Consider the following 25,982-nt stretch of genomic DNA (forward strand, 5'->3'; position numbering starts at 1 on the left):
CCCGGCCGGGCCGGGCGCTCCCTATACTTCGAGCATGTCGGATCGCGCCCGCATCCTGCTCGTCGAGGACGACGTGCGCCTCGCGCAGCTGCTCGACCAGTTGCTGACGGCCGAGGGCTACGACACGGTGCTGGCGCGCGACGGCCAGCGAGCCCTGCACGAGGGGCTGACGCAGCAGTTCGACGCGATCGTGCTCGACCGCGGCCTGCCGGTGCTCGAGGGGCTGGACGTGCTCACGCGACTGCGCAGCCGGGGCGTCCTCACCCCGGCACTCGTGCTCTCGGCCCTCAGCAATCCCGCCGACCGGGTCGAGGGACTGGACCGCGGCGCGGAGGACTACCTCGGCAAACCCTTCGACATCGACGAACTGCTCGCCCGCGTGCGCGCGCTGCTGCGGCGGCATCGCACTTCGGTGCCGATGGTGGCCGTGCCCGGCGGTACCTTCGACGTCGCGAGCCGCACGGTTTCGACCCGGGCGGGCCAGGACGTGATGCTCTCCGAGCGGGAGGCCGCTTTGCTCGAACGGCTCGCCCGCCGCCCGAACCAGGTGTTCGAGCGGGAGGACCTCCTCGCCGAGGTCTTCCCCGACGCCGACGATCCCGGCGTCGTCGACACCTACGTGCACTACCTGCGCAAGAAGCTCGGGCGCCAGACGGTTACGACGATCCGCGGGATCGGGTACCGCCTGGGGGCGCTGTCGTGACCGGCCGGCGGGTTCGGCGCACCGGAGGCGGCAACCACACCGAAGACGACCTGCGCCCCGCCGCGTTGCGCCTCACCGCGCAGTTCACCGCCCTCGTGCTGCTCCTCATCCTCTTGGTGGGCGGGATCGTCTTCGCGATCGTGAACAACAGCGTGGCCGAGTCGAACGAGCGGGCCCTCGTGGCCGCCACCCAGATCGACTCCCCTCAGGATGCTCCGGACGGCATCTACCTGACCGTCGTCGACGGGCACACCGGCGGTCAGGTCGTCTCCGCTCCCGGCATGCCGTCCGGGCTCCTCGACCCGGCCGCGCTGCAGTCGGTGGCCGCAGGCGGCGGCGACCAGCGATCGGAGCGCACGGTCGACGGCCGGAGCTATCTGCTCCTCACCACCTCCGCCACCGGCGATCGCAACCACGACCGCGTCGTGCAGGTGGCCCTCGATCTGCACGAGAGCACCGAAGAACTCACCCGGCTCGGCGCGGCGCTCCTGGTCGCCGGCGCCGTGGCCGCCGTGCTCGCGTTCGTCGCCGCGTACCTGATGGCGCGGCGGGCGATCCGCCCGCTCGCCGACGCGCTCGCACTGCAGCGCCGGTTCGTGGCCGACGCCAGCCACGAGCTCCGCACCCCGCTCACCCTGCTGAGCACGCGGGCCCAGTTGCTGCGGCGGCGCGGCGCAGCCGGCCTCCCCGCGGATGTGCGCGACTCGGTCGACGAGATCGTCGCCGACGCGCGTGCCCTCACCGAGATCCTCGACGACCTGCTCATCGCGGCGGATCCGCGGAGCGTCGCCGAACCGGTCGACGTCGACCTGGTCGCCGTGGCCGACGAATCGGCGGGGCTCCTCGGCCCGGACGCGGACTCCCGTGGTGTCGCCCTCACCCGATCGGGCGACCCCTCAGCGGTCACCGTGTCGGGCTCGCGGGCGGCTCTCCTGCGACTGGTCGTCGCGCTCGCGTCGAACGCGCTCGACCACGCCCGTTCCACCGTCGACATCTCGGTGACAGCGGATGCGGGCCGCGCGGTGGTGCGCGTCACCGACGACGGGCCGGGCTTCGCGCCGGAGATCGCGGCGAACGCGTTCGAGCGCTTCGCCAGCGGCCGCGCCCTCGAGTCCACCGGCGCGGGCGCCGTGCGCCACTACGGTCTGGGTCTCGCCATCGTCGCCGAGATCATCCGCCGCCACCGTGGCACGGTGACCATCGATCAGACCGCTCCGGGCGGAGTGGTCGTCTGCACGCTCCCCCTCGCCCCCTGAGCGGCGCGGAAGCGGATGCCGGTGACGGCGCGGGGCCGGATCTCGAAGTAGTTCCATTTCTCGGAGTCGGTCATCGTCGGCAGCTCCTGCACCCCTGACGCCTCGATCTCGGCGTCGTCCTCGAGGCGTCGCACCTCCCCGCGAACGACCACGCTCCAGCGCTTCCGTGCCGCCGTTCCGTCGGTCTCGAGCGCGACCCCCGGATGCTCGGTGAGGCTCATGATCTTCGTACCGGGGGCGCTGCGGAAGAACACCGAGCGCTCCTTCACGAGGTAGTTGATCGGAAAGATGTCGGCGCCCCGTTCGTCGACGACGGCGAGGCGGGCGATGCCGGTCGTCCCGAGCAGCGCCCAGCACTCCGCAGCATCGAGCGCCTCGGCGGTGCCCGCCGCGGGCTCCGGCCGGGCCTTCATGAGGTAGGGGTTCTCGGTCATGGCTTCGAGGATGCCCGGTCGACCGGCCGCACAGCGGGCCGAAGGTCCTGCGACGGGCCGGTGGGACTTTCGGCCCTGGGGCGAAGCCCGGACGGCGGGACGCTGAGTAAGGAATCACCATCGGCCGGACGGAGCGGAGGCATCATGGATCAGCGGATGGTCGTCGCATGGGACGGTTCGGCGGAGAGCCGGGCCGCACTCGACTGGGCGGTGGAGCGCGCCCGGCACACCGACAGCACGGCCGAGTTCGTGCTGCTGACCGTGGCCGACGACGCGAGCCTCATTCCCGGCAAGACCGTGGGACCGGAGGAGTTCGACGTCGCCGCGGCCGCGGTGGCCGACGAGGCGGCGCGCGTCCGCCACGAACTGCCGGGGCATCGCGTCACCGGGGAGATCGTCATCGGCGACCGGCTCAATGCCCTGCGCCGCGCCACCGACCCGACCACGCTGGTGGTGCTCGGCACGCAGACCCGGGACTTCCCGCGCCAGCGCTTCGCGTGGTCGCTCGGCTCTCGCCTGGCGGCATCGGCGTTGGGGCCGGTCGCCATCGTCCCGCGCCTCGGCACGGGCACTCGTCGAGGCGTCGTCGCGGGTGTCGACGGATCGGAGACCTCGCTGCGCGCGGCGCTCTTCGCGGCCGCCGAGGCCGAGCTCCGCGGTGTTCCGCTTCACCTGGTGCACGCCTGGCAGGAGCCGGCGATCTGGCAGGACGCCTTCGTCTACGACCAGGAGGTCCTCGACGAGATCGCGAGCCAGCACGAGCTGGTCGTCCGCGACGTCGAGGCCGTCGTCGCGAAGTTCCACCCCGGCCTCGAGATCGCCGCCGTCACGGTTCACGGGCACACCGTGCGGGCGCTGCTGGAGTTCTCGCCGTTGCCGGAACTGGTGGTCGTCGGCTGCCGGAGCCGCAGCTCGATGAACCGCTTCATGCTCGGTTCGGTCAGCCATGAGTTGATCCTCAACCTCGACGTGCCCGTGGCCGTGGTCAGCGACCGGGTCCGCGACGTCACCCTCGACCTTCAGCGCAGCATGACCGAAAAGGAGACAAGCGCATGACCGAAAAGGACACCACCGCCGGCCGCTCGGCCGGATACGACCGGATCGTCGTCGGGGTCGACGGATCGGAGGCGTCGATCGAGGCGCTCCGGCGCGCCGTCGGAATCGCCGAGAAGTTCGGGTCGCGCGTCGACGCGATCTGCGTCTGGAGCTACCCCATCTCGTACACACCGCTACCGGCCATCTACTACCCCGACCGGGACGCCGAGCAGATCGCCGGTCAGGTCGCCACCGCCGTGTTCGGCGCCTCCCGGCCGGACTGGTTCTCGGCCGGCACCCGGGAGGGTTCGGCCGCCCTCGTCCTGATCGACGAGAGCAAGAACGCCGACCTGCTCGTGGTCGGCAGCCGCGGTCACGGCGGGTTCGCCGGGCTCCTGCTGGGCTCCGTCAGCGCCCAGTGCGCCGAACACTCCCACTGCCCGGTGCTCGTCGTGCACGACCAGGCCGCCGAAGAGCGGGGAGCCGAGCGATGAGGGCGTTGCAGTACCGCACGATCGGCGCACCCCCCGAGGTGGTCGAGATCGAGACGCCCGAACCGGGGCCGGGCCAGGTGCGGTTGCGGGTCACCGCGGCCGGCCTCTGCCACTCCGACTCCTTCCTGATGAGCCTGCCGGCGGATCAGTACGTCTACGGCCTTCCGCTCACCCTCGGCCACGAAGGGGCCGGGGTCGTCGACAAGCTCGGCGACGGCGTCTCCGGGGTCGCCGTGGGCGACGCCGTCGCCGTCTACGGGCCGTGGGGGTGCGGCCGCTGTCACGAGTGCGCGCAGGGTCGCGAGAACTACTGCCGCAATGCCGCCGCGCTCGGCATCGCTCCTCCGGGCCTGGGGGCGCCTGGCGCGATGGCCGAGTACCTGATCGTCGACGATGCGCGGCATCTCGTTCCGCTCGGCGACCTCGACCCGGTCGAGAGCGTCTCCCTGACCGACGCCGGCCTCACGCCCTACCATGCCATCGCTTCCAGCCTCGGTTCCCTGCGCCCGGGCTCGACCGCCGTCGTGATCGGTGTCGGCGGGCTCGGCCACGTCGCGGTGCAGATCCTCCGCGCGGTGTCGGCAGCGACGGTCATCGCGCTCGACACCGACCCCGAGAAGCTCGCCCTCGCCGCCGAGGTCGGCGCCCATCACACCGTGGCCTCCGACGCCGACGCGGCCGAGCGCATCCGTTCCCTCACCGAGGGCCGGGGAGCCGACGCGGTGTTCGACTTCGTCGGCGCGGCACCGACCCTGGAGATCGCCCGCACGGTCGTGGCGACGGACGGCGACATCCAGATCGTCGGGATCGGCGGCGGCGTGCTGCCGACCGGTTTCTTCTCCACGCCGTTCGGAGCGCGCGTCCGCGCCCCGTACTGGGGCACCAGGGCCGAGCTGATCGAGGTCCTCCAACTCGCCGCGCACGGGCAGCTCCGGGTGCATGTCGAGCGCTTCAGCCTCGACGACGCCCCGGAGGCCTACCGCCGGCTGCACGAAGGCTCCATCCGGGGCAGGGCCGTCGTCGTCCCCTGACGCGCCACAAGCACGAGCACGAGCAGGAGCAGGAGTAGGAGCGATGCCATGATCAGCGACACGGTCACCCGCCGCATCCTGGTGGGCCTTCTCGCCTTCGGCGCCGTCTCGTCGTTCGGCGGCGCCGCCCTGGCGATCTTCTTCGGCGGCGGCGGAGTCCCCCCGGAGTACCTCGACGGCAGCCCGTTCACCTCGTTCCTCGTGCCGGGGCTCGTGCTCGGCATCATCGTCGGCGGAACGCAGCTCGCGGGCGCCGTCGGCCTCCTGCTGCGTTCGCAGATCGGTCTGCTGCTCGCCGCGATCGCCGGCTTCGGCATGATCGTCTGGATCTTCGTCGAACTCGCGATCATCCGCGAATACTCGTGGCTGCAGACGGCGTACCTGACGGTGGGCATCGCCGAGCTCGTGCTCGTCCTCGCCCTCCTGGGCATCACCCCGGCGATCGCGCGGCCCGCACGGGGCCGCCGCGCCTCGACAGAAAGCAGGTGACGAGATGTTCGACAGCATCGTCGTCGGATGGAACGAATCCGAATCCGCGGGCGTCGCGCTCGACTGGGCGCTGAAACGTGCCGGCACGACCCCGGTCCACCTCGTCTCCGTCGTGCCGGGCCACGAGACGGGCAGCGACTATCTCAGCGCGGCGTCGCCCACCACTTCGGCGCGGGTCACGGTGATGGACGCGGCCGACCGGATGCGCGAGCGCCGGCCGGATGCCCGGATCGACACCGCCGTCGTGCGGGGCGCCGTCGTCGACGAACTCCTCCGTGCTGCAGGGCCCGACGCCCTGCTCGTCGTGGGTGCGACCCCGCGATCGGAGCGGCGTGGCCGCTTCGGCTGGTCGGTGGCCACCCGGCTCGCCGGCGCGCAGACACCCGGCACGGTGGCCGTGGTGCCGAGCAACGTCTTCGTGGGCGTGCGCTCGGGGGTCGTGGTCGGCGTCGACGGCTCCCCGGCGACGCCCGAGCTGGTGGAGGTGGCGATCGCCGAAGCCCTCGAGCTGCACGAAGAACTGCACCTCGTGCACGCGTGGGCCCCGCCGCCCGAGTGGCAGGAGGCCTACGCGCCCGACCTCGGGTTCGAGGACTCGCTGGAGGACGTGCACCAGGGTGTGCTCGACGACGCGGTGGCGGCCGCGAGCAGGGTCTCCGGCTTGAGCATCCGTGGCTCGCTCATCAGCGAACCACCCGCCATCGCTCTCGGCCAGGCCGCCCGCGGCGCCGCCGAGCTCGTCGTGGGCAATCACGGCAGCCGCGGCGTGAGCCGTTTCCTCCTCGGCTCCGTCAGTCATGCGGTGCTGCGCGACCTCGACGCCCCGACCATCGTGGTCCGCTCCTGAGGCGTCGACGGCTGGCCCGCGCCCGGACGGGGCGGGTCGTCTCAGGCGCCGTCGTGATCGGTGTCGCTCCCCGAGGGCCGTACGACCAGCACGGGGCAGGCCGCGTGGCGCACGCACTGCTCGCTGACCGAACCGAGCAGGAGCGAGGCGAATCCGCCCCGCCCACGGGAGCCGACCACGAGCATCCGCGCCCGGCGTGACACCGCCATCAGCACCTCCGCGGGCTGGCCGAGCACTCCCTGGTAGGTCAGCGCGACTCCGCTCTGCCGCTCGCGAATCGACCGCGTCTCCTCGATCAGCAGGTCACGGACGCGGCGGTCGACCTCCAGCAGCGGCACGGCGTAGCCGCCCTGGAACAACGACCCCGGCGGAGCCGTGTCGATCGACCAGGCGCGCACGACCACGACCGGTGCGCCGAGCGCCGCCGCGAGGTCGAGCGCGGTCGCCAGCGCCCGGTCGGCCTGGGGCGAACCGTCGTGACCCACCACGATGCTGTCCGCGGATGCGGGCACCCCTTCGTCGGCGACGGCGAGCGGCGCCGGGCGGTCCGCGGCCAGAGCCGCCCCCCACTCCCGGGCCCGCTGCCGTTCGCCGGGCTCGAGGCGGTGGTTGTCCATGACATAGAAGCTCTCCGACGCGACGACCGGTTCCCGCCCGCCGGCGCGGAGGAGCCTCACCACGTGATGCCCGGCGGAGCCGACCACCAGGCGCGGGCCCCGGATGCGCGTGTCGAACACGGCGACGACCGCATCCGCCGGCAGCACGGCGCGTTCGAGCCACTCGGCCATGCCGATGGCGTTGTCGTCGTGCTCGAGCCGGAGCCCCGAAAAGCTGTCGAGACCGATCAGGGCGGCGTCACCGCGGCTGACCGGCGTGCTCAATCCGTGCCCGTGGGTCGGTGCCCCGAGCACGATCAGGTCGGCCTCGGGCAGGTGTTCCGGGTCGAGATCGTTCACCGAAGCCACCGTTGCCGGGGTCCGGTCGCGGAGCCCTGCGGCGATCTCCTCCGCCACGGCATGGGTGGCGCCGAACATCGATTCGTACACGATCAGGGCCGGCATGTCAGTCCTCGACTCGGATGTCGTTGTGCAGTTCCATCACGCCGGGGTGCTTCCAGGCGGTCTGTTCGGCGTCGTGCTTCTGCACCAGCGTGCTCACCGTGCCGCCCAGGATCACCTTGCCGTCCTCGGCGTGCACGGTGATGGCGGTGCCGGCGAGGCTCGATTGCCGCCGGAACGCCTCCAGGATCCGGTCGGCGGTGTCCGGCGGGAACCGTCTGGGTGTGAGCACGATCTGGTTGACGACGCCGCGCACCTTCGGCAGCATCTGCATCGCCCGCTGGGCGGCCTTGCGCTGATAGGCCCACTCCACGGTGCCGGTCAACGTGACGACGGCGTCGTGCACCTCGGCCCGGATCGCGACGCCGGGCAAGGTCTCGTACCAGGCCAGGGTCGCGCTGACCTGCTGACCGATCCGCTCGTCGAGGTCGGTCGCATCCGGTTCGCCTTCGACCGAGATCTCGTCGACCACCGTGGTGACGCCGGTCACCCGCTGCGTGACCTTCACGGCGATGTAGCGTTCGGACATCGTCGCGACCCGGCCCGAGAGCTCGACCACACCGTCACGGACGGCGACCGCGATGGTCGTGTGGTCCAGATCGGGGGTCCACTGCAGTTCGGCGGTCACCGCATCGCGGATCTGGGCGTCGGTCTTGTGCTCGGACAGTTCTGACAGCTTCATCGTGCCGTCCTTTCGGTTCGGTGGGTGGGCCTTTCGGCGTGGTGGACGAGCTCCGGCACCACGACGACCGGGCCGGCCATGTTGATCAGCACGTCATGCGCCACGTGCCCGAGTCCGCGCCCTCCGCCGCCGCTGCGGGTCGGCCGCCCGATGACGACGAGCGACATCATGCGCGTCGCTTCGACGAGAGCCTCGGCGGGCGGTCGCTGCACCATCCGGGCGTGCGGGCGGGTGCCGAGGATGCACTCGGCCGCGTCCATCGCCCGTTCGATGACGGCATCGGAGGCCGCCCCGTGGTTGCGCATGCCGATGCACCGGACGAGCGTGAGACGCTCGCCGGTGCGGGCCGCCTCCCGGGCGGCGAACTCGACGGCGAGACCGGATGCGACGGAGTCGTCGACGCCCACGGCGATGCCGCCGCGGCGGCTGCGGTAGGGCACCTGCGGGATCACCGCGACCGGCGCGCGTGAGGTCGCCGCGAGCTGGAGGGATTGCGAGCCGAAGACCTGTCCGCGCACGAAGCCGGCCTTGTGCGTTCCCACCGCGATCAGCTCCGCGCCTGCCGAGAGCTCCGCGAGCACCATCATGGGCACCCCTTCGGCGATCTCGGCCCGGACGGGGACGGTGGGTTGGGCGGCCCGGGCGAAGTCGAGGGCGTCGGCCAGGGTCGTCTCCCCCATCGCGCGCAGCTCCCGTCGCGCGCTGAGCCCGACCGTGCCCCACTCGTCGGCGACGACGTGCACCAGCTCGAGCTCGTGGTGCAGCTCGGCCGCACGATCGAGCGCCCACGTCAGCGCGGCGCGACCGATGGTCGACCCATCCACTCCGACGACGATCGCGCTCATGCTCTGCTCCCTCGGCCGAATCCACACTGTCTCACCCGACGATGCCGCACCCGGGGGCGTCCGGCAGGGCCGAAGGTCCCCTGGAGCTGGCCGCACCCGCGCAGTAGAGTGGCAACAGCTCTGATCCGTGGGGTGTCGGAGGAGACGAGCAGGGCACCGCGACGGAGGACATCGATGGTGGGCGACGACCCTCTGACCTTCCCTGACGCCCCGCGCGCCGAACTCGACCGCGCGATCGGCGACCTCGTGACGCGCGCGGCCGACGTGATGAAGACGCAGGGCCGGCTCCGGTCACTGCTGCAGGCCAACCGTGCGGTGGTCGAGCAGCTCGATCTGCCGGTCGTGCTGCGGCGCATCGTCGAAGCGGCCGTCGAACTCGTCGACGCGGAGTACGGGGCGATCGGGGTCATCGCTCCGCACGGCGGCCTCGAACAGTTCATCACCGTGGGCATGTCCGCGGCCGACGAGGAGCGGATCGGCCACCTCCCGGAGGGTCACGGCCTGCTCGGGGCGCTCATCGACGAGCCGCACCCCATCCGCCTCGAGCACATCGCCGGCGACCCCCGCTCGAGCGGATTCCCGGCCGGGCATCCGCCGATGGACAGCTTTCTGGGCGTGCCGATCCGGGTGCGCGACGCGGTCTTCGGCAACCTCTACCTCACCGGTCAGCGCGGCGGCCGGTTCTCGGCCGAGGACGAGCAGCTCGTCATCTCGCTCGCCGCCACCGCCGGGTTCGCCATCGAGAACGCGCGTCTCTTCGCGCAGGCGCAGGCTCGGGAGCGGTGGATGGCGGCCGCGGCCGAGACCTCGGCGGCCATCCTCTCCACCAGTCGCCGGCCGGGCCTGGAGGAACTCGCGGGGCGGCTCGTGCAGCTCGCGGAGGCCGACCGGGTGGCCATCGTCGAGCGCGACGAGGACGGTTCGCACCTGAGACTCGTCGTCGTGAGCGGAGTCGACGCCGATGCCCTCCAGGGAACCCGGTTCCCGGCGGCGACCACGATCGTCGGCGCCGTCCTCGAATCCCCCAGCGCTCGTTCGGTGCCCGAGACCACCCTGGCGGAGGCCGATCCGTTCGCGCTCCTGGACGGTACGCGGGCCGGGCCGCTGATGGCGGTACCGATCGACGACAGCGAGTCCCCGGCCATCGTGGCCGTCGTCGCCAGAGCACCGGGAGCCACGCGCTTCAGCGAATTCGACCTCGACATCGCCGACGATTTCGTCAGCCGCGCGAGCGTGGCGCTCGAGTTGGCAGCGGCGCGCGAGGACCAACAGCGGATGCTGCTGCTCGAGGACCGCGGACGGATCGCCCGCGACCTGCACGACCACGTCATCCAGCAGTTGTTCGGCACCGGTCTCGAGCTGCAGGGCCTCATCGGGCGTGCCGGCCCGGGGTCGACCGCGGAGACGCTCGCCGCCGCGGTCGACCGCATCGACGACAGCATCGCCCAGATCAGGACGGTGATCTTCGCCCTCTCCCGCCCGGCGCACTCCGAGGCCTCGATCCGGCACACCCTGCTCGACCTCGCGAAAGAGGCCGGCACCGGCCTCCCGCAGCCCGCCGCCACCAGTTTCTCGGGGCCTGTCGACCTGGTCGTCACCGACGGTTTGGCGGCGGATGTGGCCGCGGTCGCCCGCGAGTGTCTGAGCAACGTCGTGCGGCACGCCTCGGCGACCCGCGCGAGTCTGGATCTGACCGCAGCCGACGGTGCCGTCACGCTCACCGTCCGGGACGACGGCGTGGGCATCCCCGCCGCCGGTCGGCGGAGCGGCCTCAGGAACATCGCAGAACGGGCGGCGCGACGCGGCGGCACCCTCGACATCGAATCCGAACCGGGGGGCACGTCGATTCGCTGGACGGTGCCCTTCCCCGACCTCGACGAGAAGGAGAACCCGTGATCCGCGTCTTCCTGGTCGACGACCACGAGATCGTGCGTCGCGGCATCGGCGACCTGCTCGACGCCGAGGCCGACATCGAGATCGTCGGCGAGGCCGCATCCGTGAGTCAGGCCTCGGGCCGGATCGGCGCCACGGCGCCGGATGTCGCGGTGCTCGACGTGCGGCTGCCCGACGGCAGCGGGATCGACCTGTGTCGCGACATCCGCTCGCAGCACCCGGACGTGCGCTGCCTGATCCTCACGGGCTACGACGACGACGAGGCGCTGTTCGCCGCCGTGGTGGCCGGCGCGTCCGGCTATGTGCTTAAGGATGTCCGGGGAGCCGGCCTCATCGACGCGGTCCGTTCGGTGGCGGCCGGGCGCACCCTGCTCGACCCGGCCCTCACCCGGCGGGCGTCGAAGCAGATGCGGTCGGCCCCCGACGGCGATCCGCGATTCGAGTCCCTGAGCCTCCGGGAGCGGCAGATCCTCGCGCTGATCGGTGACGGGCTCACGAATCGCGAGATCGGCGAGCGCCTCTCGTTGGCCGAGAAGACGGTGAAGAACTACGTGTCCACGATGCTCAGCAAACTCGGTCTCGTGCGGCGCACCCAGGCGGCCGTGTTCCAGTCCGAGCGTCGTCGCGGCGAGCGCTGACGGGAGTGGGTCATGCCAAGGCGATCGTCAATCCACTGATGCGATCGCCGGTCAGAACGAAGTCGTAGGCGAAGACCCACGGACCGCCGGGGACCTCGGCGTCGGAGTCGGCGATCATCCGCCCGTTCTCGTACGACGTGGGCGTGATGACGACCTTCGCCGCGATCAGGTCGTTCGTCACCCAGGCGCGCACCGCGGCCGGGTCGGTGTGCGTGTGACCGTCGTCGCCCACGATCGCGTCGGCCGTGAAGGTGGCGAGTACGGCCTCGAGGTCGTGCGCATTGATGGCATCGACGAAGTCGCCGACGGGCTTGGGAAGGGTGATCGCGTTCATGGTCGTCTGCTTTCTCGTGAGATCTTTACTGTCCTACAGGACACTAACATGAATTGGTGTCTTCCCGGACACTATTTGGGGGCGGCGTCAGTAGAATCGCGAGATGGATGAGAGCGGGCAGCAGGGCGGCAAGCGATCGCTGCACGCCGGCGACTTCCCCTACCGGTCCGACCTGCTCGCCAACCTGAGTGCGCTGATCCTGCTCTGGGACTCCCCCGCGCTGCAGGGCGAGATCCTCGCCAAGAGCGGGGAGAGCATCGACCAGCAGTCCCATGCCACGCTCCGCCACCTGCTCGCCTGGGGGCCGATGCGGCCCACCGCCCTGGCGGAGGTGCTCGCCACCGGCGCATCGCACGTCAGCAAGATCGTGCGCCGGCTCGAGAGCGACGGGCTCGTCGAGCGCACGACCGATCCGGCCGACCGCCGCGCGACCCTGATCAGCCTCACCACCGCGGGCGAGGAGGCAGCGCGCGGCGTCTACGCCCTCGGCGACCGGATGATCGCCGAGGTGCTCGCCGAATGGACGCCCGAGGACATCCGGCGCTACACCGCGCTCACCGAGCGGTTCGTGAACGATGCGATCACCTCCGCCGCGCGCATGCTGGAGCGAGGACTCCTTCCCCCGGTCTGATCCCGGACGGGACCAAATGCCCTACTCTTCCCCTCGGCGCTCCGCGAGAGTGCCAGTGAAGGCGCGCAACGGAGCCCTCCTGACCGAAAGGACGACGATGATGTGGGAAGGCGAGGGCGACGTCCGGGAACTCGGCGTCGCGGAATGCTGGGAATTCCTGCGAGCCCACGAGCTGGGCCGGCTGGCGATCGCCGTGGGCGGCGAGTTCGACATCTTCCCGGTCAACTACCTGGCCGAGTCGGATTCGATCCTGATCCGCACGGCACCGGGCACGAAACTGCTCGAGCTCGTGATCGCGCAGAAGGTCGCTTTCGAGATCGACGGCTACACCGACGAGGACGCCTGGAGCGTGGTGCTCAAAGGGGTCGCGCGGCGCCTCGAACGCCGGAGCGAGATCGATGAGGCCGACGCGGAACCTCTGACGCCCTGGATCCCGACCCTCAAGTACGAATACGTGCGCATCACCGCGGAGTCGCTGTCGGGGCGGCACTTCCGTCGCGGTCCCGAACCCGAGCGGTACTGACGCCCCGGGTGATGAACCGGGCCGCCCGCCGGCTCAGGCGATGGCGGTAGCCCCGCACCCGGACGACGCGGTGTGGCGTGCGCTGCTGTGCGGGCCGGCTGAAGAACCAGTTCTTCGCGATCTCGACCACCACGAGGTACGCCACCACCATCCCGAGCAGGGCGAGGAAGAACGGTGCGGGAAGCGGCCGGAACCCGAGCAGCCCCGCGATCGGCGAGTACGGGAGCCAGACCCCCACCCCCACGACGCCGAAGGCGGCCAGGAGGAGCCCGAGCGAGGGACGGCTGCGCAGGAAAGGGACGCGCCGGGTGCGGATGGCGAAGATGATGAGGGTCTGGGTGGCGATCGACTCGATGAACCAGCCCGCCTGGAACTCGCTCTCCGCGGCGTGGAAGACGAAGATCATCAGCGCGAACGTGGCGAAGTCGAAGAGCGAACTGATCGGCCCGAACAGGAACATGAAGCGACGGATGTACCGGATGTCCCAGTGCGAGGGGGCGAGCAGCTGCTCCCGGTCGACGCGGTCGCCCGGGATCGCGAGCTGACCGGCGTCGTAGAGCAGGTTGTTGAGGAGGATCTGGCCCGGCAGCATCGGCAGGAACGCCAGCACGACCGAGGCGACGGCGGCGCTGAACATGTTGCCGAAATTGCTCGACGTGCCCATCAGCACGTACTTGATGGTGTTGGCGAAGATCCGGCGCCCCTCGGTCACGCCGTCGGCCAGAACCCCGAGGTCCTTGTCGAGCAGGAGCACGTCCGCGGCATCCTTCGCCACATCGGCGGCCGAGTCCACCGAGATGCCGATGTCGGCCTGGTGCAGGGCGAGGGCGTCGTTGACTCCGTCGCCCAGAAAGCCGACGGAGCGGCCGGAGTGCCGCAGGAGCCGGATGATGCGGGCCTTCTGCTCGGGTGAGACGCGGGCGAAGACGGTGACGCCCGCCGCCGCGGCCCGGAGCGTCTCGTCGTCCTGTGCCTCGATCTCGGTGCCCGTCAACGTTCCGCCGGATGCGATCCCGAGGTCGGCGAGCACCTTCTCGGCCGCTGCGGCGCTGTCGCCGGTGGCGATCTTCACGGTCACCCCGAGGCTGCCGAGCGTCTCGACCGACCGACGGGCGTCGGCTTTGGGGCGGTCGAGGAACACCAGGAGGCCGTCGAGGTGCAGGCCCGCCTCGTCGTCGGGCGACAGCGCGTCCGCGCCCGGCCGCGCCTTGTGCGCGACCGCCACCACTCGAGCCCCGAGCGCGTACTGCTGGTCGAGCAACTCCTGCGCCGAAGCGGGTACGTCGGCGCAGAGCGGCAGGATGTCCTCGGGCGAGCCTTTTGTCACGACCAGGCGGCCCGCGCCGGGGTCGTCGACCAATGCCGTCGTGCGGCGACGTTCGTGGTCGAACGGCCGCAGATCGACCCTTCGCCCCAGTGGTGCGCGGTGCTGTGCCGTGTCCGCCGCAGCCGCGTCCCACAGCGCGGCGTCAACGGCGTTCGACCCGACGGTCGACACCGGCGTGCGGGAGTAGTCGGTCTCCGTCGCCAGAAGGCCGAGCCGGAAGACCTCGTCGGCGCTGCCATCCGGCACTGCCACCGCCGATTCGAAGGAGATCCGCCCTTCCGTGAGGGTGCCGGTCTTGTCCGTCACGAGCATGTCCAGGTCGCCGAGATCCTCGATGCACACCAGCCTCTTCACGAGCACCTTGCGTTTCGCGAGGGCTCGCGAGCCCGTGGCGAGGCTCGCGCTGACGATCGCGGGGAGCAGCTGCGGGGTGATGCCGACGGCGATCGCCAGCGAGAACAGGAGGGAATCGATCACCGGCCGCTGCAGGAGCAGGTTGGCGACGAAGATCAGCGTGGTCAGCACGACGGCGACTTCGAGCAGCAGCAACGAGAACCGGCCGAGTCCGCGCTGGAACTCCGTCTGCGGCGCGGCCGTGCGGAGGCCGACCGCGATCCGCCCGAACTCCGTTCGCGGCCCGGTGTCCACCACGAGCACCGAGGCGCTGCCCGACTGCACGACGGTGCCCATGAGCACGCACGATGTCAGGTCGGCCAGCGGCGCATCCGCCGGGGTAGGGGCGGTCGACTTCGCGACCGGGAGCGACTCCCCGGTGAGGATGCCTTCGTCACAGCTGAGGTCGCGGCACTCGAGGATGCGGCAGTCCGCCGGAACGACCGCGCCGATCGAGAGGCGCACGACATCACCGGGCACGAGTGCCGCCACATCGACCTCGATGGGCGCTCCGTCCCGCAGCGCGACCACCTGATGCCGCACGTGGTCGTGCAGCTCATCGGCCGCGCGCTCGGCGCGGAACTCGTTCACGAACCCCAGGCCGATGCTGGCCAGGAGGATGACCCCGATGATCACGGCGTTCGTGCTCTCGCCCACGAACACGGAGATGCCGGCGGTCACGAACAGGAGCAGCAGAATCGGGCTCCTGAGCTGACGGCCCAGCACCCGCCAGGGTCGGGCCCGATGCGTTCCGAGGGCGTTCTGGCCGTTCTGGGCGAGCCGCCGGGCGGCTTCGGCCTCGGTCAGACCGGCAGGACCGGATCGCAGCAGACCGAGCGCGTCGGCCGGGGTGACCTGCGCCGCAGCGTGGAGCATCCCACCCGCCACGGCCGGGGTGTCGACGCGCGTCATGGGTGAGCGGTCAGAACTCGAAGACCAGCCGGGCGAGCACGTGCCCGGAGAGCACCTCGGCCATTGCCCCGTTGACCTGCTCGAGGGTGCGGCCCTCGGCGATGATCGTCGTGCGGCCGGCCGCGTGCAGCGCGAACACCTCGGCCAGGTCCTGCCGGGTGCCCACGATCGACCCGATCACGGAGATGCCCTTCAGAACGGTTTCGAAGATCGAGATGTGCATGTCCTGATCCGCCGGCAACGCGACGCAGATCAAGCGCCCGCCCCGGTTGAGGGAGGCGAACGCCTGCTCGAACACGCGCGGCGACGCGGCGAGCACCACCGCCACGTCGGCCCCGCCGACCGCCTTGATCGCTGCGACGGGGTCGCCTTCGGCCGCGTTGACCACGTGGTCGGCACCCAGGCGGGTCGCCAGATCGAGCTTGGGGTTCTCGACGTCGACGGCGATCACTTCGCCGCCGAACAGACGCGCGTACTGCACCGCCAGGTGACCGAGCCCGCCGATACCGAACACGGCGACCTTCTCGCTCGGCACGATGTGGGCCACCTTCAGCGCCTTGTAGGTCGTCACCCCGGCGCAGGTGAGCGGCGCAGCATCCAGCGGGCTGATGCCCTCGGGAACCGGAACGACGTAACGAGCGCTGGCCACCGCGTACTCGGCGAATGCGCCGTCGACCGAGTAGCCGCTGTTCCGCTGCCGCTCGCACAGCGTCTCGCGGCCGTCGATGCAGTACCGGCACTCGCCGCAGGCGTAGCCGAGCCACGGAATCGCGACGCGCTCACCGATGACGCGATCGGTCACACCGGCGCCGAGGCGCTCGACGATCCCGATCCCCTCGTGCCCCGGCACGAACGGCAGAGTCGGCTTCACCGGCCAGTCGCCGTGAGCGGCGTGGATGTCGGTGTGACAGAGGCCGCTCGTCTCCAGCCGCACGAGCACCTCGCCCTCGCCCGGCTCGGGGATGCTCCGCTCGACGATTTCCAGCGGCGCGGTGAATGAGGTGACGACAGCGGTCTTCATGGGTGGTCCCCTAGCAGGCGCGCAGAACGGCTATCCCGGACGACGCCGCGCGACTCGCCGTCGCCATCATGCTGCCAACGCCGGCCGGCCCGGAGGAGGACCAAGGTCCTCCGAAGCCGGTCGGGGCCGTTACGGTCTCAGCGTTCGGCCGATGCGAGGGTGGCGTGCGCCTTCTCCCGGCCCACTCCGGTGCGCTCGTGCGCGGCGCGACTCGCCGCGACGTCCTCGTAGTGGGTCGCGGCCCAGGAGGCCATCGACAGCACGGCCTCCAGCAGCGAGCGACCCAGGTCGGTCAGCTCGTACACGACCCGCGGCGGCACCTCCGGGAAAGCCGTGCGGGTGAGCAGGCCGTCGCGCTCCAGCGCCTTCAGGGTGACAGTGAGCATCCGCTGTGAGATGCCCGGGATGCTCGCCTGCAGGTCGGAGTAGCGCAGCGGCTCCCCGCCGAGGGTGCTGATGACGAGCATGGTCCACTTGTCGCCGATCCGGTCGAGCACCTCGCGGATGAATCCGCTCTCGGCCGGCCACCCGCGACACGGGCCGCTCAGTGTCCTGGACACCATCGCCGCGACCACCTCCTGCACGTTCCTCTCGTTATGGTTACCACACTCAGCGTACGGTGACGAAGAACCCCAGGACAGCCGCAGCGACGGCCCCGAGGAGCAGCACGAGGTTGGACTACCCGCGCTGCGGTCGCTGGTTCCAGATGAGCGGCGATTGACGCAGCCAGGTGTCGTCGGCGAGGGCGTCGAGGAGGAATCGGGCGACCTCGCTGCGGCTGACGCTCAGGCCGGGTTTCTCGCTCCCGATCGGAGCCGCGCGAAGCGGTCCGCGGGGTGGCGCGTCGGTCAGGGCGACGGAGCGGGCCAGGACCCACTCCGCGTCGGAGGCGCGCACCACCGCGTCCACGCCGTGGTGGTCGTTGTAGCCGTGCCGGATGTTGGAGGTCCTGATCAGCGCCTTGAAGAGCAGGTTGAGGGTCGGCCAGGAATCACCGGCGCCGAGCGTCGAGGCGACGGCGATCCGGCGGATGCCGTTCTCCTTCATCACAGTGAGCGTGTCTCGCGTCGCATCCGTCATGAAATTCGGCGGGCTCACCGGCTTCGACCACGGATTGTCGCTTCGACGCGAGTTGTTCAACGCCCGTGCGGCCGCTGCCCCCGAGCACAAGGAGGGTTGTCATGACGATGTCCTACTTCTTGACGATCAGCTCGTGCACCGCACGGGTGTGGTGCATGTCCCAGTACAGCGGCGCGATGTCGCGGGCCGGCAGGAAGTCGAGACCGGGAACGGGGGCCTCGTCGGCGATCATCAGCGCGATCGCCACGTGGGCGACATGCACCCCGGTGCCCGACAACGCCTCGCCGAGGTTGAGCGCCCAGTTGCGCAGCGCCGCTCCGCCGGCGGTGACGTTGCCGTAGCGGGCGACCGGGTACAGCGACCCGGCTCCCGTGGTGAACAGCAGGGTTCCCGCCCCGGCAGCGAGCAGGTCCGGCAGAACCACCTCCGCCGCGCTCATCGCCCCGTACAGGTAGTACTCGATCTGGGGCTGCACGTTCTCCGGGGTGGCGTCGCGGATGTCGACCGGTGCCAGCGGCCCGGCCGAGGCATCGGCGGGCGAGTACTCCAGGACGTCGATGCCGCCGAACCGCTCCTTGGCGGCCTCCAGTGCGGCGCGGAGCGCGGGGCGGTCGAGGACGTCGGCGGGGAAGCCCGCCGCGGTGATCCCCTCGGCGGCGAGCTCGGCGACGAGGCCGTCGAGCTTCTCCGCGTTGCGGGAGATGAGGGCGACGCCGAATCCCTGCGCGCCGAAGGTGCGGGCGATGGCGAGCCCCAGGCCGGGGCCGGCCCCGATGATGGCGATGGTCTTGTCGGCGCTCATGCGGCATCCTCGATCATCTCGGCTGCCACGATGTCGAGCACGCGAGCATACGCCTCGACGGTCTGCGCACCCGAGGCCCCGAAACGGCGGCCGAACACGGTGAACGGGACGCCCTGGATGCCGAGCTCCCGGCCCTCGCGGGTGTCGGCGCGCACGGCGTCGGCGTACTCGTCGCTCGCCAGCACCTCCCGCACGCGCTCAGCCGACAGCCCCACCTCGTCGGCGACCTGTGCGAGGGCCTCGACGTCGAACGGGTTGATCTCCCCGGCGAAGAAGCGATCCTGCGCCCGCGAGAAGAACTCGAGCCCCTTGCCCGCCTCGTCGGCGTAGTGCGCGACCCGGTGGAAGTCGAAGGTGTTCGCGTTGAGCCGGTCCAGGGCGAACGGCAGACCCTCCTGCTGCGAGAGCGCCTGGATGCGACGCTCAGCCTGCAGCACGACCTCGGCGTTTCCGCCGTGCGAGCGGATGAAGGCGCTCTCGATGGTCTCGGGCGTCTGCGGCGCATCCGGGTTGAGTTCGAAGGAACGCAGCTTCACCTGGAACCGGTCGGCGTCCGGGCGGGCGTCGATGGCCCGCTGCAGTCGGTGCTTACCCACGTAGCACCACGGGCAGCCCAGATCCGCCCACACGTCGATGACGATCGGGGCCGGCGACTTCGCTTGGTCGGACGACATGACCTTTACCTCACTTCTGGTTCGTAACCATATTGTGAGTCACCCAGAAAGGGGTTACAAAAGGCACTTCGACGTGCGTTTGGGGGCCGACGCTGAGCGGCTCGCTCACCGGGTGGGCGCGTGCCCGGTGAGCGCGGTGGTGACGCGACCGTCCACGACCGTGACGAGATCATCCAGGGTGTCGCGATGCACGAGATCGTGCGTCACGAGGAGGGTGGCGGTGTCGCGTTCGTGGGCGAGGCGGGAGATGAGGTGCATGATCTCCGCGCCGCGCTCTTGGTCCAGGGCACTTGTCGGCTCATCGACGAGCAGCACCTCCGGGTCGTGGACGAGGCCGCGCGCGATCGCGACCCGTTGCCGTTGCCCGCCGGAGAGCTGGTGCGGGCGCTTGTCGGCGTGTTGGGTGAGGCCGACCGCGTCGAGGAGCTCCTCCGCACGGGCCTCGATCCTCGCCCTCGTGGTCCGGCTCGTGCCGCCGCCGAGCCTGGCCATGACCTGCAACTGCTCACGGGCCGTGAGTGCAGGGAGCAGGTTGGATTGCTGGAACACGATGCCGATGCGTTCCCGACGCAGCTCAGTGGCCTCGTGCTTCGACAGCTGTGCGGCGTCGATCGTGTCGCTGCCGTTGCCGATGAGAACCCCGCCGGAATCGGGGCGGATCAGGGTTGCGGCGACAGCAAGGATGCTGGACTTGCCGGAGCCGGAGGGGCCGGTGATGCCGGTGACCGTGCCGTTGCGCCCGCGGAGGGTGACGTTGTCGACGGCCGTGACGCGGTTCTCCCCGTCGGGGAAGGTGAGGGTGACGTTCTGCAGTTCGATCATCGGTTGCTCCCGAGTGCGGTGAGGGGGTCTGCTTTGGTGACCGAGCGCAGCGCGAATGCGGCTCCGGCGAGGCCCAGTACCGCCATCACGACGGCCGGGGCGAGGGTGGTGAGGGGGCTGATGGTGAATGGCAGTGCCTGTCCCGCGAGGGCGCCGAGACCGATGACGGCGGCGAGGCCGACACCGATCCCGGCGACGAGGACGATGGCTGCCTGACCGAGAGAGTCTCGGACGAGCGAGCCGGTGGTCGCGCCGAGCGCTTTGAGAACGGCGATGTCGCCGGCGCGCTGCATCGTCCAGACGGTGAAGAACGCGCCCACGACGAGGGCGGAGATCCCGAACAGCATCGCGATCATCAGCCCGAGCGACCCGATCTCCGATCGGAATGCCTCCAGGGCGGTCAGGCTCGCCAAGGGCGTCTCGGCGACCGAGCCGGTCTCCTCGCCGACGGCCGACCAGTCGGCGTCGCCGGTGACGGCGAGCACCGTCGGGTCGCCGGTCCCGCCGACGCGCTCGCTCGCTTCGCTCCACGCCTCCGGGGTCATGACGATGACCGGGGTGTGGCTGTACCAGAGGTCATCGCCGACGACGGTGACGGTGAAGTCGCCGCCCCCGATCGAGATCGTGTCACTGGTCGTGACGCCGAGATCGTGGGCGGCTCCGGACGACAGCCCGACCTCGCCATCGCCGGCCGGTGCGAGATCGAGCAGCGGATTCGACGTGGTACCGGAGGCGTTCTGCGGCAGCCCGAAGAGGGCGACCCCGGTCGGGTCGCCTCCTCCCCCGACTGAAGCCCGCGCTTGGACGATCCCGATCGGTGTCACCGACGTCACACCCTCCGCCTGTTCCCAGGCCGTTACGGTCTTCTCACTCAAGGACGAGGTGGCGTAGCTGGGGTCGCCGTTCTCGGGTTGTTGCAGCACGATCCGGTCGCCGGGCAACTGCAGCACGGCGGAGATGTTCTGGGCGGCGAGCCCCCCGGTGAGCCCGGAGAGGAAGCCGACGAGCACGGTGATGAGGGCGACGACGGTTCCGATGAGGAGGAACCGGCCGCGCGCGAACCGCAGCTCTCTCCACGCGACGAACACGGTGATGCCTTTCCGCTCGCACACCCTGCCCGAGCAACCCCCCAACCCTCCTTCGAGAAGGCGGCGGCGGGCATCGCCTGAATCATCGGTTTCCCGGTCGAACTTTCGGTTGATGGCCCGGCGATACCGCTCACCTAGGCTTGCAGTGTCATGTCGCATTCGACCCTCGCTCCGGTGTTCACCGGTCTCCGGTTCGGCCTGCACGCCCTGCTGATCGGGCTCACGGCCTTCGCGGTCGTGCGTGCCCTCGTCCTCTCCTCACCGGGTGCCGCATGGACGTCGATCGTCGGGGTGGCGTTCGTCGCGGTCTATCTCGCGGGCGCATGGGTGGCACGGCGACGGGCCGAATCGGGCGTCTCGCAGCGCGGTTACGCTCTCGGCTGGGTCGCCGCGCTCACGGTGTTGTGGGCGGTGCTGACGTGGCTGAGCCCCGAGGGGGCGTACCTCGTCTTCCCGCTGTTCTTCCTCTACCTCCATGTCCTGCCGTTACGCGACGCGGTCGCGGCGATCGTGGTCACGAGCGCGTTCGCCATCCTCGCGCTCGGCCTGCATCTGGGGTTCAGCGTCGGCGGGGTCATCGGCCCACTGCTGGGTGCCGGTGTCGCGCTGCTGATCGGGCTGGCCTACCGTGCGCTTCGACGCGAGGCCGAGGAGCGCGAACGCCTTCTCGCCGAGCTGCTTCGCACCCGGCAGCAGCTCGCCGAGACCGAGCGCGAGCAGGGCGCCCTGGCAGAGCGCGCCCGGCTCGCCCGGGAGATCCACGACACCGTCGCCCAAGGCCTGGCGAGCATCCAGATGCTGCTGCGCGCCGCCGAACGCGACACCCCCGAACCGGGAGCCGGGTATGTGCGGCTCGCTCGTGAGACCGCGGCCGACAGCCTCGCCGACACGAGGCAGATCATTCGCGAGCTCACCCCGGCCCGTCTGGGCGACGGACTGGCGGCCGCCCTCCGCCGGCTCGGCCGGGAACAGTCCGACCGCGCGGCGATCCCGGTCGAGGTGAGTGCAGAGGAGCTCGACCTGCCGATGGGAACGCAGACGGCGCTCCTGCGGATCGCCCAGGGTGCGCTCTCGAACGCGATCCGCCACGCGAACGCCGGCCGGATCGCCGTCGAGCTCGCCCAGCACGACGCCACCGTGTTGTTGGTGGTTCAGGATGACGGGCACGGCTTCGATGCGTCGTCGCCGGTCGCCGGCTCGCACGGGGCCGACTCCTTCGGCCTGCACGCGATGCGCGAGCGTGTCGAACAACTCGACGGCACCCTCACCATCGCGTCGGCTCCCCACCACGGCACCACGGTCACCGCGCGACTTCCTCTTCTCGCGGGAAGCGCGGCGGCATCGTGATCCGCATCCTGCTCGCCGACGACCACCCGGTCGTGCGGGCAGGCTTGCGGGCGATGCTCTCCGGCGAGACCGACCTCGACGTGGTCGCCGAAGCGGCAACCCCCGATGAAGCCGTCGCCCTCGCGATCGACCTGACACCGGACGTGGTGCTCATGGACCTGCAGTTCGGCACCGACCAGACCGGGGCCGACGCGACCCGCCGCATACGCACGCTCGACGACCCGCCGGCGGTGCTGGTGCTCACGAACTACGACACCGACAGCGACATCCTCGGCTCGGTCGAAGCGGGGGCGAGCGGTTATCTCCTCAAGGACACCCCGCCCGAGGAGCTGATCGCCGCGATCCGCGCCGCCGCCGCGGGCGAGACGGCTCTCGCCCCGGCGATCGCCGGCCGGCTGCTCGCCCGGATGCGTTCCCCGCGGCCCAGCCTCAGCGCGCGCGAAACCGAAGTGCTCCGACTCGTCGCAGACGGCGCGACGAACAACGAGATCGCGGCGCACCTGCACATCACCGACGCGACCGTGAAATCCCATCTGGTGCACATCTACACCAAGCTCGGTGTCTCTTCGCGCACCGCGGCCGTCGCATCCGCACGCGACACCGGCCTCTTGAGGTAACGGCACCCGGGTCGCCTGCTCCCGGATGGTTCGATCGCGTCAGCGGGCGGCGGCGACCCCGAGCTCCGCACCGTGCGAGCGACTGTTCGGGGTGAGGATGCGCACGCCGGCGCTCTGCAAGGCAGCCAGGAGTTCGCCGGTGGGCTCGGCGTCGCTCACGATGCCCGTGAGCCGCTCGAGTCCGCAGACGCGGGTGCGCGCGATGCGGTCGAACTTCGACGAGTCCACCAGCGCCCAGATCTGCTGGGCGTTGCGGATCGCCACCTTCCGCACAGCCGCCTCGTCGGAGTCGTAGTCGGTGAGGCCCGCCTCCGGATGGAGGGCTCCTGAACCGATGAACGCCAGATCGGTGTAGACCTCACTCAGCTGCGCCGCGGCGTTGGGCCCGGACAGCGACAGGTCCCCTGAGCGCACGCGGCCGCCCGTGATGTAGACCGACGCCCCGGAATGATCGGCGAGATGTGACGCGACATGGATCGATGTGGTGGTGACGGACCCCGACCACTGCGACGGGATCTGCTTGGCCACGGAGAGGGCGGTGGTGCCGAGATCGATGAACACCGACCGCGTGTCCTCCCCGAGGAGCGTCGCGGCGGCGCGTCCGATCAAGGACTTCTGATCGCTCTCCGCGGCGGCACGAGCATCGAAGGGTGGCTCGTCCGACGCTTCGACCGCGGCGGCGCCACCGTGCACCCGCACGAGGACGTGATCTCTCTCCAAGGCGATGAAGTCGCGCCTGACCGTCTCGAGCGAGACCGCCAGTTCATCCGCGACCTCCTCGGTCCGGATGAAGCGCCGACTCGCCGCCATGTCCTTGATCACGCGATGGCGTTCAGCGATGAGCATCGATCTCCTTCTCGACGGACGTGGAACAAGGATTGCACAGATGTGGAAACTTGGGTACTTCGCGCCCCGCAAATGTAACGGCCGCGTAAATTCCGCCCCTCCACCTTGCGCCGGTCGAAGAGTTAATCCACAATTTCAGTCATTACTCCACGAAACAACACACATCAACTCGAACTCGAAGGGTCGTCCGTGGTACTCCACCTCCCTGCCGGCACCAGGCTCGCAGTCAACATCGGTGTCGACTTCGACGCCCACAGCACGTGGATGGGCACGTTCGGGCAGACCAGCCCGGGCTACCTGTCGCGAGGCGAGTTCGACGCCGAGGTCGGACTCCCCCGCGTGCTCGAGACACTCGATCGCTTCGACGTGCACGGCAACTTCTTCACGCCGGGACACACGATGGCGACCTTCCCCGAAGCCTTCGCCACGGTGCTCGAGGCGGGCCACGAGATCTCGGCGCACGGCTGCTGGCACGAACCGATCATGACCTTGTCGGAGTCCGAGGAACGTCGACTGCTCGAAGCGTCGCTCGCTCAGCACGAGCGTTTCGTCGGACGGAGACCCCGTGGGTATCGCTCGCCCGCCTGGGATTACACGCCCTCGACGCTCGGCCTGCTCGAGGAGTTCGGCTTCGACTGGGACTCGTCGCTGATGGGGCGGGACTTCGAGCCTTACCGTCCCCGTCCCGTCGTCGTCGACCGCGAGCAGGGCAACACCTTCGGAGCACCGAGCTCCGTGCTCGAGTTCCCCGTCTCATGGCACCTCGACGACTGGCCGGCGACCGAGCACATCCCGGGCGTGAACACCGGCTTCCAGGACCCCGATGTGATCTACCGACGGTGGAAGGACCACATCGACTTCGCCTACGAGCGGATGCAGGGCGCGGTCGTCTCGATCACCATCCACCCCCAGGCGATCGGTCGTGTTCACAACCTCCTGATGTTCGAGCGTTTCCTCGACTACGCCACCGGCCTCGACGGCGTCTGGTTCACCGACCTCTCGACGCTCCACGACCTCTGGGAGGACTGACCCGGCTCTCCCACGGGCTCGCAGCGCGGCGACCCCGCAGCACCGACTGCACCACCCCGGTCCTGGGCAGAGGCCCCGGACGACGCACCCAGAGAAAGGCACACCCATGTTCAGGATCGATCGACGACGCGGCCTCCGCGCGGCGGCGCTTCCCCTCCTGGCGGTCGCAGCGATCGCCCTCTCCGCCTGTTCCAGCGGCGGCGGCGACGCCGGCGGCTCGGCGAGCGGCTCCGACCCGTACAAGATCGGCGTCTTCATCCCCGCCAACAGCAACGCCTACCTCCAGGCCGAGGAGGACGCCGCCAAGGCGGCCGGCGAGAAGCTCGGCGTCGAGGTCACCGTGATCACGAGCGATTGGGACTCCCAGGCGCAGAACGCCGCCTTCCAGCAGGCGATGCAGCGCGACACCTACGACGCGTGGATCGTCAACGCCATCTCGCCTGCCGAGCAGTGCGACCAGATCAAGCAGGCCGCGGAGCAGGGCATCCCGGTCATCGTCGCGATCACCGCGATCTGCGGTGACGACGGCTACACCGATGGCACCGTAGCGTTCGTCGGTGAGCAGAACAGCGCCGGCTACGACGCCTGGTTCGACTACATCAAGGCGAACACGCCGGGCGGTCAGGTCGCGGTGATCACGGGGCCCGCACTGGACTTCGTGACTGACACGACCACCGCGTCGGCCAAGAAGGCGTTCGAAGGTGGCGGCGACCTCACGCTGGCGTCCATCCAGAACACCGACTACCTCACCGAGACCGCGTTCGCTGCGGCGCAGACGTTCCTGCAGTCGAACCCCGATCTCGTGGCCATCGCCTCGAACTACTCGGGCATGACCCGCGGCGTCGTCGAAGCGGTCGCGCAGTCCGGCAAGAAGGTGCTGGTCTACGACTCGAACGGCGACTCCTGGACGAAGGAGCAGATCGAGGCGGGTACCGTCGCCGCGGCCCTTCCCGGCACGCCGAAGTCCGACATCGAGCTCGCGCTGCAGGGTCTCATCGACCACCTCGACGGCAAAGAGGTCCCGACGACGATCAACCCGCTCGACTCCCTCGGCTACCCGGACGGCCCCGTGCTGACCCCGGCGAACGTCGCCGACTGGACCCCCGAGTACTGATCCGACACCAATCGGCC

General features: G+C 70.4%; 29 protein-coding genes. 15 read left to right on the top strand and 14 right to left on the bottom strand.

The annotated features are described in order from the left end of the window. Window positions 1-34 precede the first annotated feature (34 nt). Both AC3WLB_RS21355 and AC3WLB_RS21360 read left to right on the top strand, forming a co-directional pair. A complete protein-coding gene (locus tag AC3WLB_RS21355; RefSeq protein ID WP_492509495.1) occupies window positions 35-703 on the top strand; it encodes a response regulator transcription factor in 669 nt (222 codons plus the stop codon). Beyond that, on the top strand, window positions 700-1,959 hold the full coding sequence (locus tag AC3WLB_RS21360; protein ID WP_492509497.1) for a sensor histidine kinase: 1,260 nt from the start codon (window positions 700-702) through the stop codon (window positions 1,957-1,959). Before AC3WLB_RS21355 ends, AC3WLB_RS21360 begins: the two co-directional genes overlap by 4 nt. Here the strand turns inward: AC3WLB_RS21360 and AC3WLB_RS21365 are convergent. Beyond that, window positions 1,908-2,393, bottom strand: coding sequence for a pyridoxamine 5'-phosphate oxidase family protein (locus tag AC3WLB_RS21365; protein ID WP_492509499.1), 486 nt, complete (start codon window positions 2,391-2,393; stop codon window positions 1,908-1,910). The two genes, AC3WLB_RS21360 and AC3WLB_RS21365, sit on opposite strands and share 52 nt — an antisense overlap. A 156-nt stretch (window positions 2,394-2,549) precedes the next feature. Here AC3WLB_RS21365 and AC3WLB_RS21370 point away from each other — a divergent pair, with 156 nt between their 5' ends. The 5 genes from AC3WLB_RS21370 to AC3WLB_RS21390 are packed head-to-tail and all read left to right on the top strand — an operon-like array spanning window position 2,550 to window position 6,289. Further along, the gene (locus tag AC3WLB_RS21370; RefSeq protein WP_492509501.1) at window positions 2,550-3,449 is read left to right on the top strand and encodes a universal stress protein; all 900 of its coding nucleotides are present in this window, start codon (window positions 2,550-2,552) and stop codon (window positions 3,447-3,449) included. Continuing rightward, window positions 3,446-3,922, top strand: a complete 477-nt coding sequence (locus AC3WLB_RS21375) for a universal stress protein (protein WP_492509503.1) — start codon at window positions 3,446-3,448, stop codon at window positions 3,920-3,922. Before AC3WLB_RS21370 ends, AC3WLB_RS21375 begins: the two co-directional genes overlap by 4 nt. After that, the gene (locus tag AC3WLB_RS21380) at window positions 3,919-4,953 is read left to right on the top strand and encodes an NAD(P)-dependent alcohol dehydrogenase (protein WP_492509505.1); all 1,035 of its coding nucleotides are present in this window, start codon (window positions 3,919-3,921) and stop codon (window positions 4,951-4,953) included. Before AC3WLB_RS21375 ends, AC3WLB_RS21380 begins: the two co-directional genes overlap by 4 nt. Window positions 4,954-5,001: 48 nt before the next feature. Beyond that, on the top strand, window positions 5,002-5,442 hold the full coding sequence (locus tag AC3WLB_RS21385) for a hypothetical protein (RefSeq protein WP_492509507.1): 441 nt from the start codon (window positions 5,002-5,004) through the stop codon (window positions 5,440-5,442). A 4-nt stretch (window positions 5,443-5,446) separates the two neighbouring features. After that, entirely contained in the window at window positions 5,447-6,289 is an 843-nt protein-coding gene (locus AC3WLB_RS21390; RefSeq protein WP_492509509.1) for a universal stress protein, read from the top strand. 41 nt (window positions 6,290-6,330) lie between these two features. On the opposite strand, the gene AC3WLB_RS21395 is transcribed toward AC3WLB_RS21390, so the two are convergent. From AC3WLB_RS21395 to AC3WLB_RS21405, 3 genes are read right to left on the bottom strand one after another with little or no spacing between them, the layout of a single operon-like run. Continuing rightward, window positions 6,331-7,350, bottom strand: a complete 1,020-nt coding sequence (locus tag AC3WLB_RS21395; protein WP_492509511.1) for a universal stress protein — start codon at window positions 7,348-7,350, stop codon at window positions 6,331-6,333. A 1-nt stretch (window position 7,351) separates the two neighbouring features. Next, window positions 7,352-8,029 (bottom strand): BON domain-containing protein, encoded by a 678-nt coding sequence (locus AC3WLB_RS21400; protein WP_492509513.1) that lies wholly within the window; start codon window positions 8,027-8,029, stop codon window positions 7,352-7,354. Continuing rightward, window positions 8,026-8,874, bottom strand: a complete 849-nt coding sequence (locus tag AC3WLB_RS21405) for a universal stress protein (protein WP_492509515.1) — start codon at window positions 8,872-8,874, stop codon at window positions 8,026-8,028. The genes AC3WLB_RS21400 and AC3WLB_RS21405 overlap by 4 nt, the downstream gene beginning before the upstream one ends. Before the next feature lie 174 nt (window positions 8,875-9,048). Here AC3WLB_RS21405 and AC3WLB_RS21410 point away from each other — a divergent pair, with 174 nt between their 5' ends. Next, the gene (locus AC3WLB_RS21410; protein WP_492509517.1) at window positions 9,049-10,770 is read left to right on the top strand and encodes a sensor histidine kinase; all 1,722 of its coding nucleotides are present in this window, start codon (window positions 9,049-9,051) and stop codon (window positions 10,768-10,770) included. After that, complete coding sequence (locus tag AC3WLB_RS21415; protein ID WP_492509519.1) at window positions 10,767-11,405, top strand: response regulator; 639 nt, start codon at window positions 10,767-10,769, stop codon at window positions 11,403-11,405. The genes AC3WLB_RS21410 and AC3WLB_RS21415 overlap by 4 nt, the downstream gene beginning before the upstream one ends. A gap of 10 nt (window positions 11,406-11,415) precedes the next feature. On the opposite strand, the gene AC3WLB_RS21420 is transcribed toward AC3WLB_RS21415, so the two are convergent. Then, a complete protein-coding gene (locus AC3WLB_RS21420) occupies window positions 11,416-11,739 on the bottom strand; it encodes a nuclear transport factor 2 family protein (protein ID WP_492509521.1) in 324 nt (107 codons plus the stop codon). Between the two features lie 103 nt (window positions 11,740-11,842). Between AC3WLB_RS21420 and AC3WLB_RS21425 the strand changes: the two genes are divergently transcribed. Both AC3WLB_RS21425 and AC3WLB_RS21430 read left to right on the top strand, forming a co-directional pair. Then, window positions 11,843-12,370 carry a MarR family winged helix-turn-helix transcriptional regulator gene (locus AC3WLB_RS21425; RefSeq protein WP_492509523.1) on the top strand — a complete coding sequence of 176 codons (528 nt, stop codon included), beginning with the start codon at window positions 11,843-11,845 and terminating at the stop codon, window positions 12,368-12,370. Window positions 12,371-12,467: 97 nt separating this feature from the next. After that, window positions 12,468-12,893, top strand: coding sequence for a pyridoxamine 5'-phosphate oxidase family protein (locus tag AC3WLB_RS21430; protein WP_492509525.1), 426 nt, complete (start codon window positions 12,468-12,470; stop codon window positions 12,891-12,893). Here the strand turns inward: AC3WLB_RS21430 and mgtA are convergent. The 8 genes from mgtA to AC3WLB_RS21470 form a co-directional block, all read right to left on the bottom strand. Further along, entirely contained in the window at window positions 12,832-15,525 is a 2,694-nt protein-coding gene (gene mgtA, locus AC3WLB_RS21435) for a magnesium-translocating P-type ATPase (protein WP_492509527.1), read from the bottom strand. The genes AC3WLB_RS21430 and mgtA overlap by 62 nt on opposite strands. 10 nt (window positions 15,526-15,535) lie before the next feature. After that, window positions 15,536-16,546, bottom strand: a complete 1,011-nt coding sequence (gene adhP / locus AC3WLB_RS21440; protein WP_492509529.1) for an alcohol dehydrogenase AdhP — start codon at window positions 16,544-16,546, stop codon at window positions 15,536-15,538. Between the two features lie 137 nt (window positions 16,547-16,683). Then, window positions 16,684-17,130 (bottom strand): winged helix-turn-helix transcriptional regulator, encoded by a 447-nt coding sequence (locus AC3WLB_RS21445; RefSeq protein ID WP_492509531.1) that lies wholly within the window; start codon window positions 17,128-17,130, stop codon window positions 16,684-16,686. A 94-nt stretch (window positions 17,131-17,224) separates the two neighbouring features. Beyond that, window positions 17,225-17,644: an NAD(P)-dependent oxidoreductase gene (locus tag AC3WLB_RS21450; protein ID WP_492509533.1), complete on the bottom strand. Its 420-nt coding sequence runs from the start codon at window positions 17,642-17,644 to the stop codon at window positions 17,225-17,227. A 94-nt stretch (window positions 17,645-17,738) separates the two neighbouring features. Beyond that, window positions 17,739-18,428 carry an SDR family NAD(P)-dependent oxidoreductase gene (locus AC3WLB_RS21455; protein ID WP_492509535.1) on the bottom strand — a complete coding sequence of 230 codons (690 nt, stop codon included), beginning with the start codon at window positions 18,426-18,428 and terminating at the stop codon, window positions 17,739-17,741. Then, window positions 18,425-19,102 carry a DsbA family oxidoreductase gene (locus AC3WLB_RS21460; protein ID WP_492509537.1) on the bottom strand — a complete coding sequence of 226 codons (678 nt, stop codon included), beginning with the start codon at window positions 19,100-19,102 and terminating at the stop codon, window positions 18,425-18,427. Before AC3WLB_RS21460 ends, AC3WLB_RS21455 begins: the two co-directional genes overlap by 4 nt. A gap of 105 nt (window positions 19,103-19,207) precedes the next feature. Next, complete coding sequence (locus AC3WLB_RS21465) at window positions 19,208-19,924, bottom strand: ABC transporter ATP-binding protein (RefSeq protein WP_492509539.1); 717 nt, start codon at window positions 19,922-19,924, stop codon at window positions 19,208-19,210. Next, window positions 19,921-21,012, bottom strand: a complete 1,092-nt coding sequence (locus AC3WLB_RS21470; RefSeq protein WP_492509541.1) for an ABC transporter permease — start codon at window positions 21,010-21,012, stop codon at window positions 19,921-19,923. Before AC3WLB_RS21470 ends, AC3WLB_RS21465 begins: the two co-directional genes overlap by 4 nt. A 150-nt stretch (window positions 21,013-21,162) precedes the next feature. On the opposite strand from AC3WLB_RS21470, the gene AC3WLB_RS21475 reads away from it, so the two are divergent. Both AC3WLB_RS21475 and AC3WLB_RS21480 read left to right on the top strand, forming a co-directional pair. Beyond that, a complete protein-coding gene (locus AC3WLB_RS21475) occupies window positions 21,163-22,359 on the top strand; it encodes a sensor histidine kinase (protein WP_492509543.1) in 1,197 nt (398 codons plus the stop codon). After that, window positions 22,356-22,976: a response regulator gene (locus AC3WLB_RS21480; RefSeq protein WP_492509545.1), complete on the top strand. Its 621-nt coding sequence runs from the start codon at window positions 22,356-22,358 to the stop codon at window positions 22,974-22,976. Before AC3WLB_RS21475 ends, AC3WLB_RS21480 begins: the two co-directional genes overlap by 4 nt. Before the next feature lie 39 nt (window positions 22,977-23,015). Here AC3WLB_RS21480 and AC3WLB_RS21485 read toward each other — a convergent pair whose 3' ends face one another. Then, window positions 23,016-23,822: a DeoR/GlpR family DNA-binding transcription regulator gene (locus AC3WLB_RS21485; RefSeq protein WP_492509547.1), complete on the bottom strand. Its 807-nt coding sequence runs from the start codon at window positions 23,820-23,822 to the stop codon at window positions 23,016-23,018. A gap of 189 nt (window positions 23,823-24,011) precedes the next feature. On the opposite strand from AC3WLB_RS21485, the gene AC3WLB_RS21490 reads away from it, so the two are divergent. Together AC3WLB_RS21490 and AC3WLB_RS21495 are read left to right on the top strand one after the other, a co-directional pair. Next, on the top strand, window positions 24,012-24,851 hold the full coding sequence (locus tag AC3WLB_RS21490; protein ID WP_492509549.1) for a polysaccharide deacetylase family protein: 840 nt from the start codon (window positions 24,012-24,014) through the stop codon (window positions 24,849-24,851). Window positions 24,852-24,957: 106 nt separating this feature from the next. Further along, window positions 24,958-25,965 (top strand): sugar ABC transporter substrate-binding protein, encoded by a 1,008-nt coding sequence (locus AC3WLB_RS21495; protein WP_492509551.1) that lies wholly within the window; start codon window positions 24,958-24,960, stop codon window positions 25,963-25,965. The last annotated feature ends 17 nt before the right edge of the window (window positions 25,966-25,982 follow it).

The sequence above is a fragment of the Herbiconiux sp. FW305-C-125 genome, from assembly GCF_058783455.1.

What these genes read in the sequence shown, in the direction of transcription:
- AC3WLB_RS21355 (WP_492509495.1), top strand. Translation starts at nt 35, where the DNA reads ATGTCGGATCGCGCCCGCATCCTGCTCGTCGAGGACGACGTGCGCCTC.
- AC3WLB_RS21365 (WP_492509499.1), bottom strand. Translation starts at nt 2,393, where the DNA reads ATGACCGAGAACCCCTACCTCATGAAGGCCCGGCCGGAGCCCGCGGCG.
- AC3WLB_RS21370 (WP_492509501.1), top strand. Translation starts at nt 2,550, where the DNA reads ATGGTCGTCGCATGGGACGGTTCGGCGGAGAGCCGGGCCGCACTCGAC.
- AC3WLB_RS21375 (WP_492509503.1), top strand. Translation starts at nt 3,446, where the DNA reads ATGACCGAAAAGGACACCACCGCCGGCCGCTCGGCCGGATACGACCGG.
- AC3WLB_RS21380 (WP_492509505.1), top strand. Translation starts at nt 3,919, where the DNA reads ATGAGGGCGTTGCAGTACCGCACGATCGGCGCACCCCCCGAGGTGGTC.
- AC3WLB_RS21385 (WP_492509507.1), top strand. Translation starts at nt 5,002, where the DNA reads ATGATCAGCGACACGGTCACCCGCCGCATCCTGGTGGGCCTTCTCGCC.
- AC3WLB_RS21390 (WP_492509509.1), top strand. Translation starts at nt 5,447, where the DNA reads ATGTTCGACAGCATCGTCGTCGGATGGAACGAATCCGAATCCGCGGGC.
- AC3WLB_RS21395 (WP_492509511.1), bottom strand. Translation starts at nt 7,350, where the DNA reads ATGCCGGCCCTGATCGTGTACGAATCGATGTTCGGCGCCACCCATGCC.
- AC3WLB_RS21400 (WP_492509513.1), bottom strand. Translation starts at nt 8,029, where the DNA reads ATGAAGCTGTCAGAACTGTCCGAGCACAAGACCGACGCCCAGATCCGC.
- AC3WLB_RS21405 (WP_492509515.1), bottom strand. Translation starts at nt 8,874, where the DNA reads ATGAGCGCGATCGTCGTCGGAGTGGATGGGTCGACCATCGGTCGCGCC.
- AC3WLB_RS21410 (WP_492509517.1), top strand. Translation starts at nt 9,049, where the DNA reads ATGGTGGGCGACGACCCTCTGACCTTCCCTGACGCCCCGCGCGCCGAA.
- AC3WLB_RS21420 (WP_492509521.1), bottom strand. Translation starts at nt 11,739, where the DNA reads ATGAACGCGATCACCCTTCCCAAGCCCGTCGGCGACTTCGTCGATGCC.
- AC3WLB_RS21425 (WP_492509523.1), top strand. Translation starts at nt 11,843, where the DNA reads ATGGATGAGAGCGGGCAGCAGGGCGGCAAGCGATCGCTGCACGCCGGC.
- AC3WLB_RS21430 (WP_492509525.1), top strand. Translation starts at nt 12,468, where the DNA reads ATGATGTGGGAAGGCGAGGGCGACGTCCGGGAACTCGGCGTCGCGGAA.
- mgtA (WP_492509527.1), bottom strand. Translation starts at nt 15,525, where the DNA reads ATGACGCGCGTCGACACCCCGGCCGTGGCGGGTGGGATGCTCCACGCT.
- adhP (WP_492509529.1), bottom strand. Translation starts at nt 16,546, where the DNA reads ATGAAGACCGCTGTCGTCACCTCATTCACCGCGCCGCTGGAAATCGTC.
- AC3WLB_RS21455 (WP_492509535.1), bottom strand. Translation starts at nt 18,428, where the DNA reads ATGAGCGCCGACAAGACCATCGCCATCATCGGGGCCGGCCCCGGCCTG.
- AC3WLB_RS21460 (WP_492509537.1), bottom strand. Translation starts at nt 19,102, where the DNA reads ATGTCGTCCGACCAAGCGAAGTCGCCGGCCCCGATCGTCATCGACGTG.
- AC3WLB_RS21465 (WP_492509539.1), bottom strand. Translation starts at nt 19,924, where the DNA reads ATGATCGAACTGCAGAACGTCACCCTCACCTTCCCCGACGGGGAGAAC.
- AC3WLB_RS21475 (WP_492509543.1), top strand. Translation starts at nt 21,163, where the DNA reads ATGTCGCATTCGACCCTCGCTCCGGTGTTCACCGGTCTCCGGTTCGGC.
- AC3WLB_RS21485 (WP_492509547.1), bottom strand. Translation starts at nt 23,822, where the DNA reads ATGCTCATCGCTGAACGCCATCGCGTGATCAAGGACATGGCGGCGAGT.
- AC3WLB_RS21495 (WP_492509551.1), top strand. Translation starts at nt 24,958, where the DNA reads ATGTTCAGGATCGATCGACGACGCGGCCTCCGCGCGGCGGCGCTTCCC.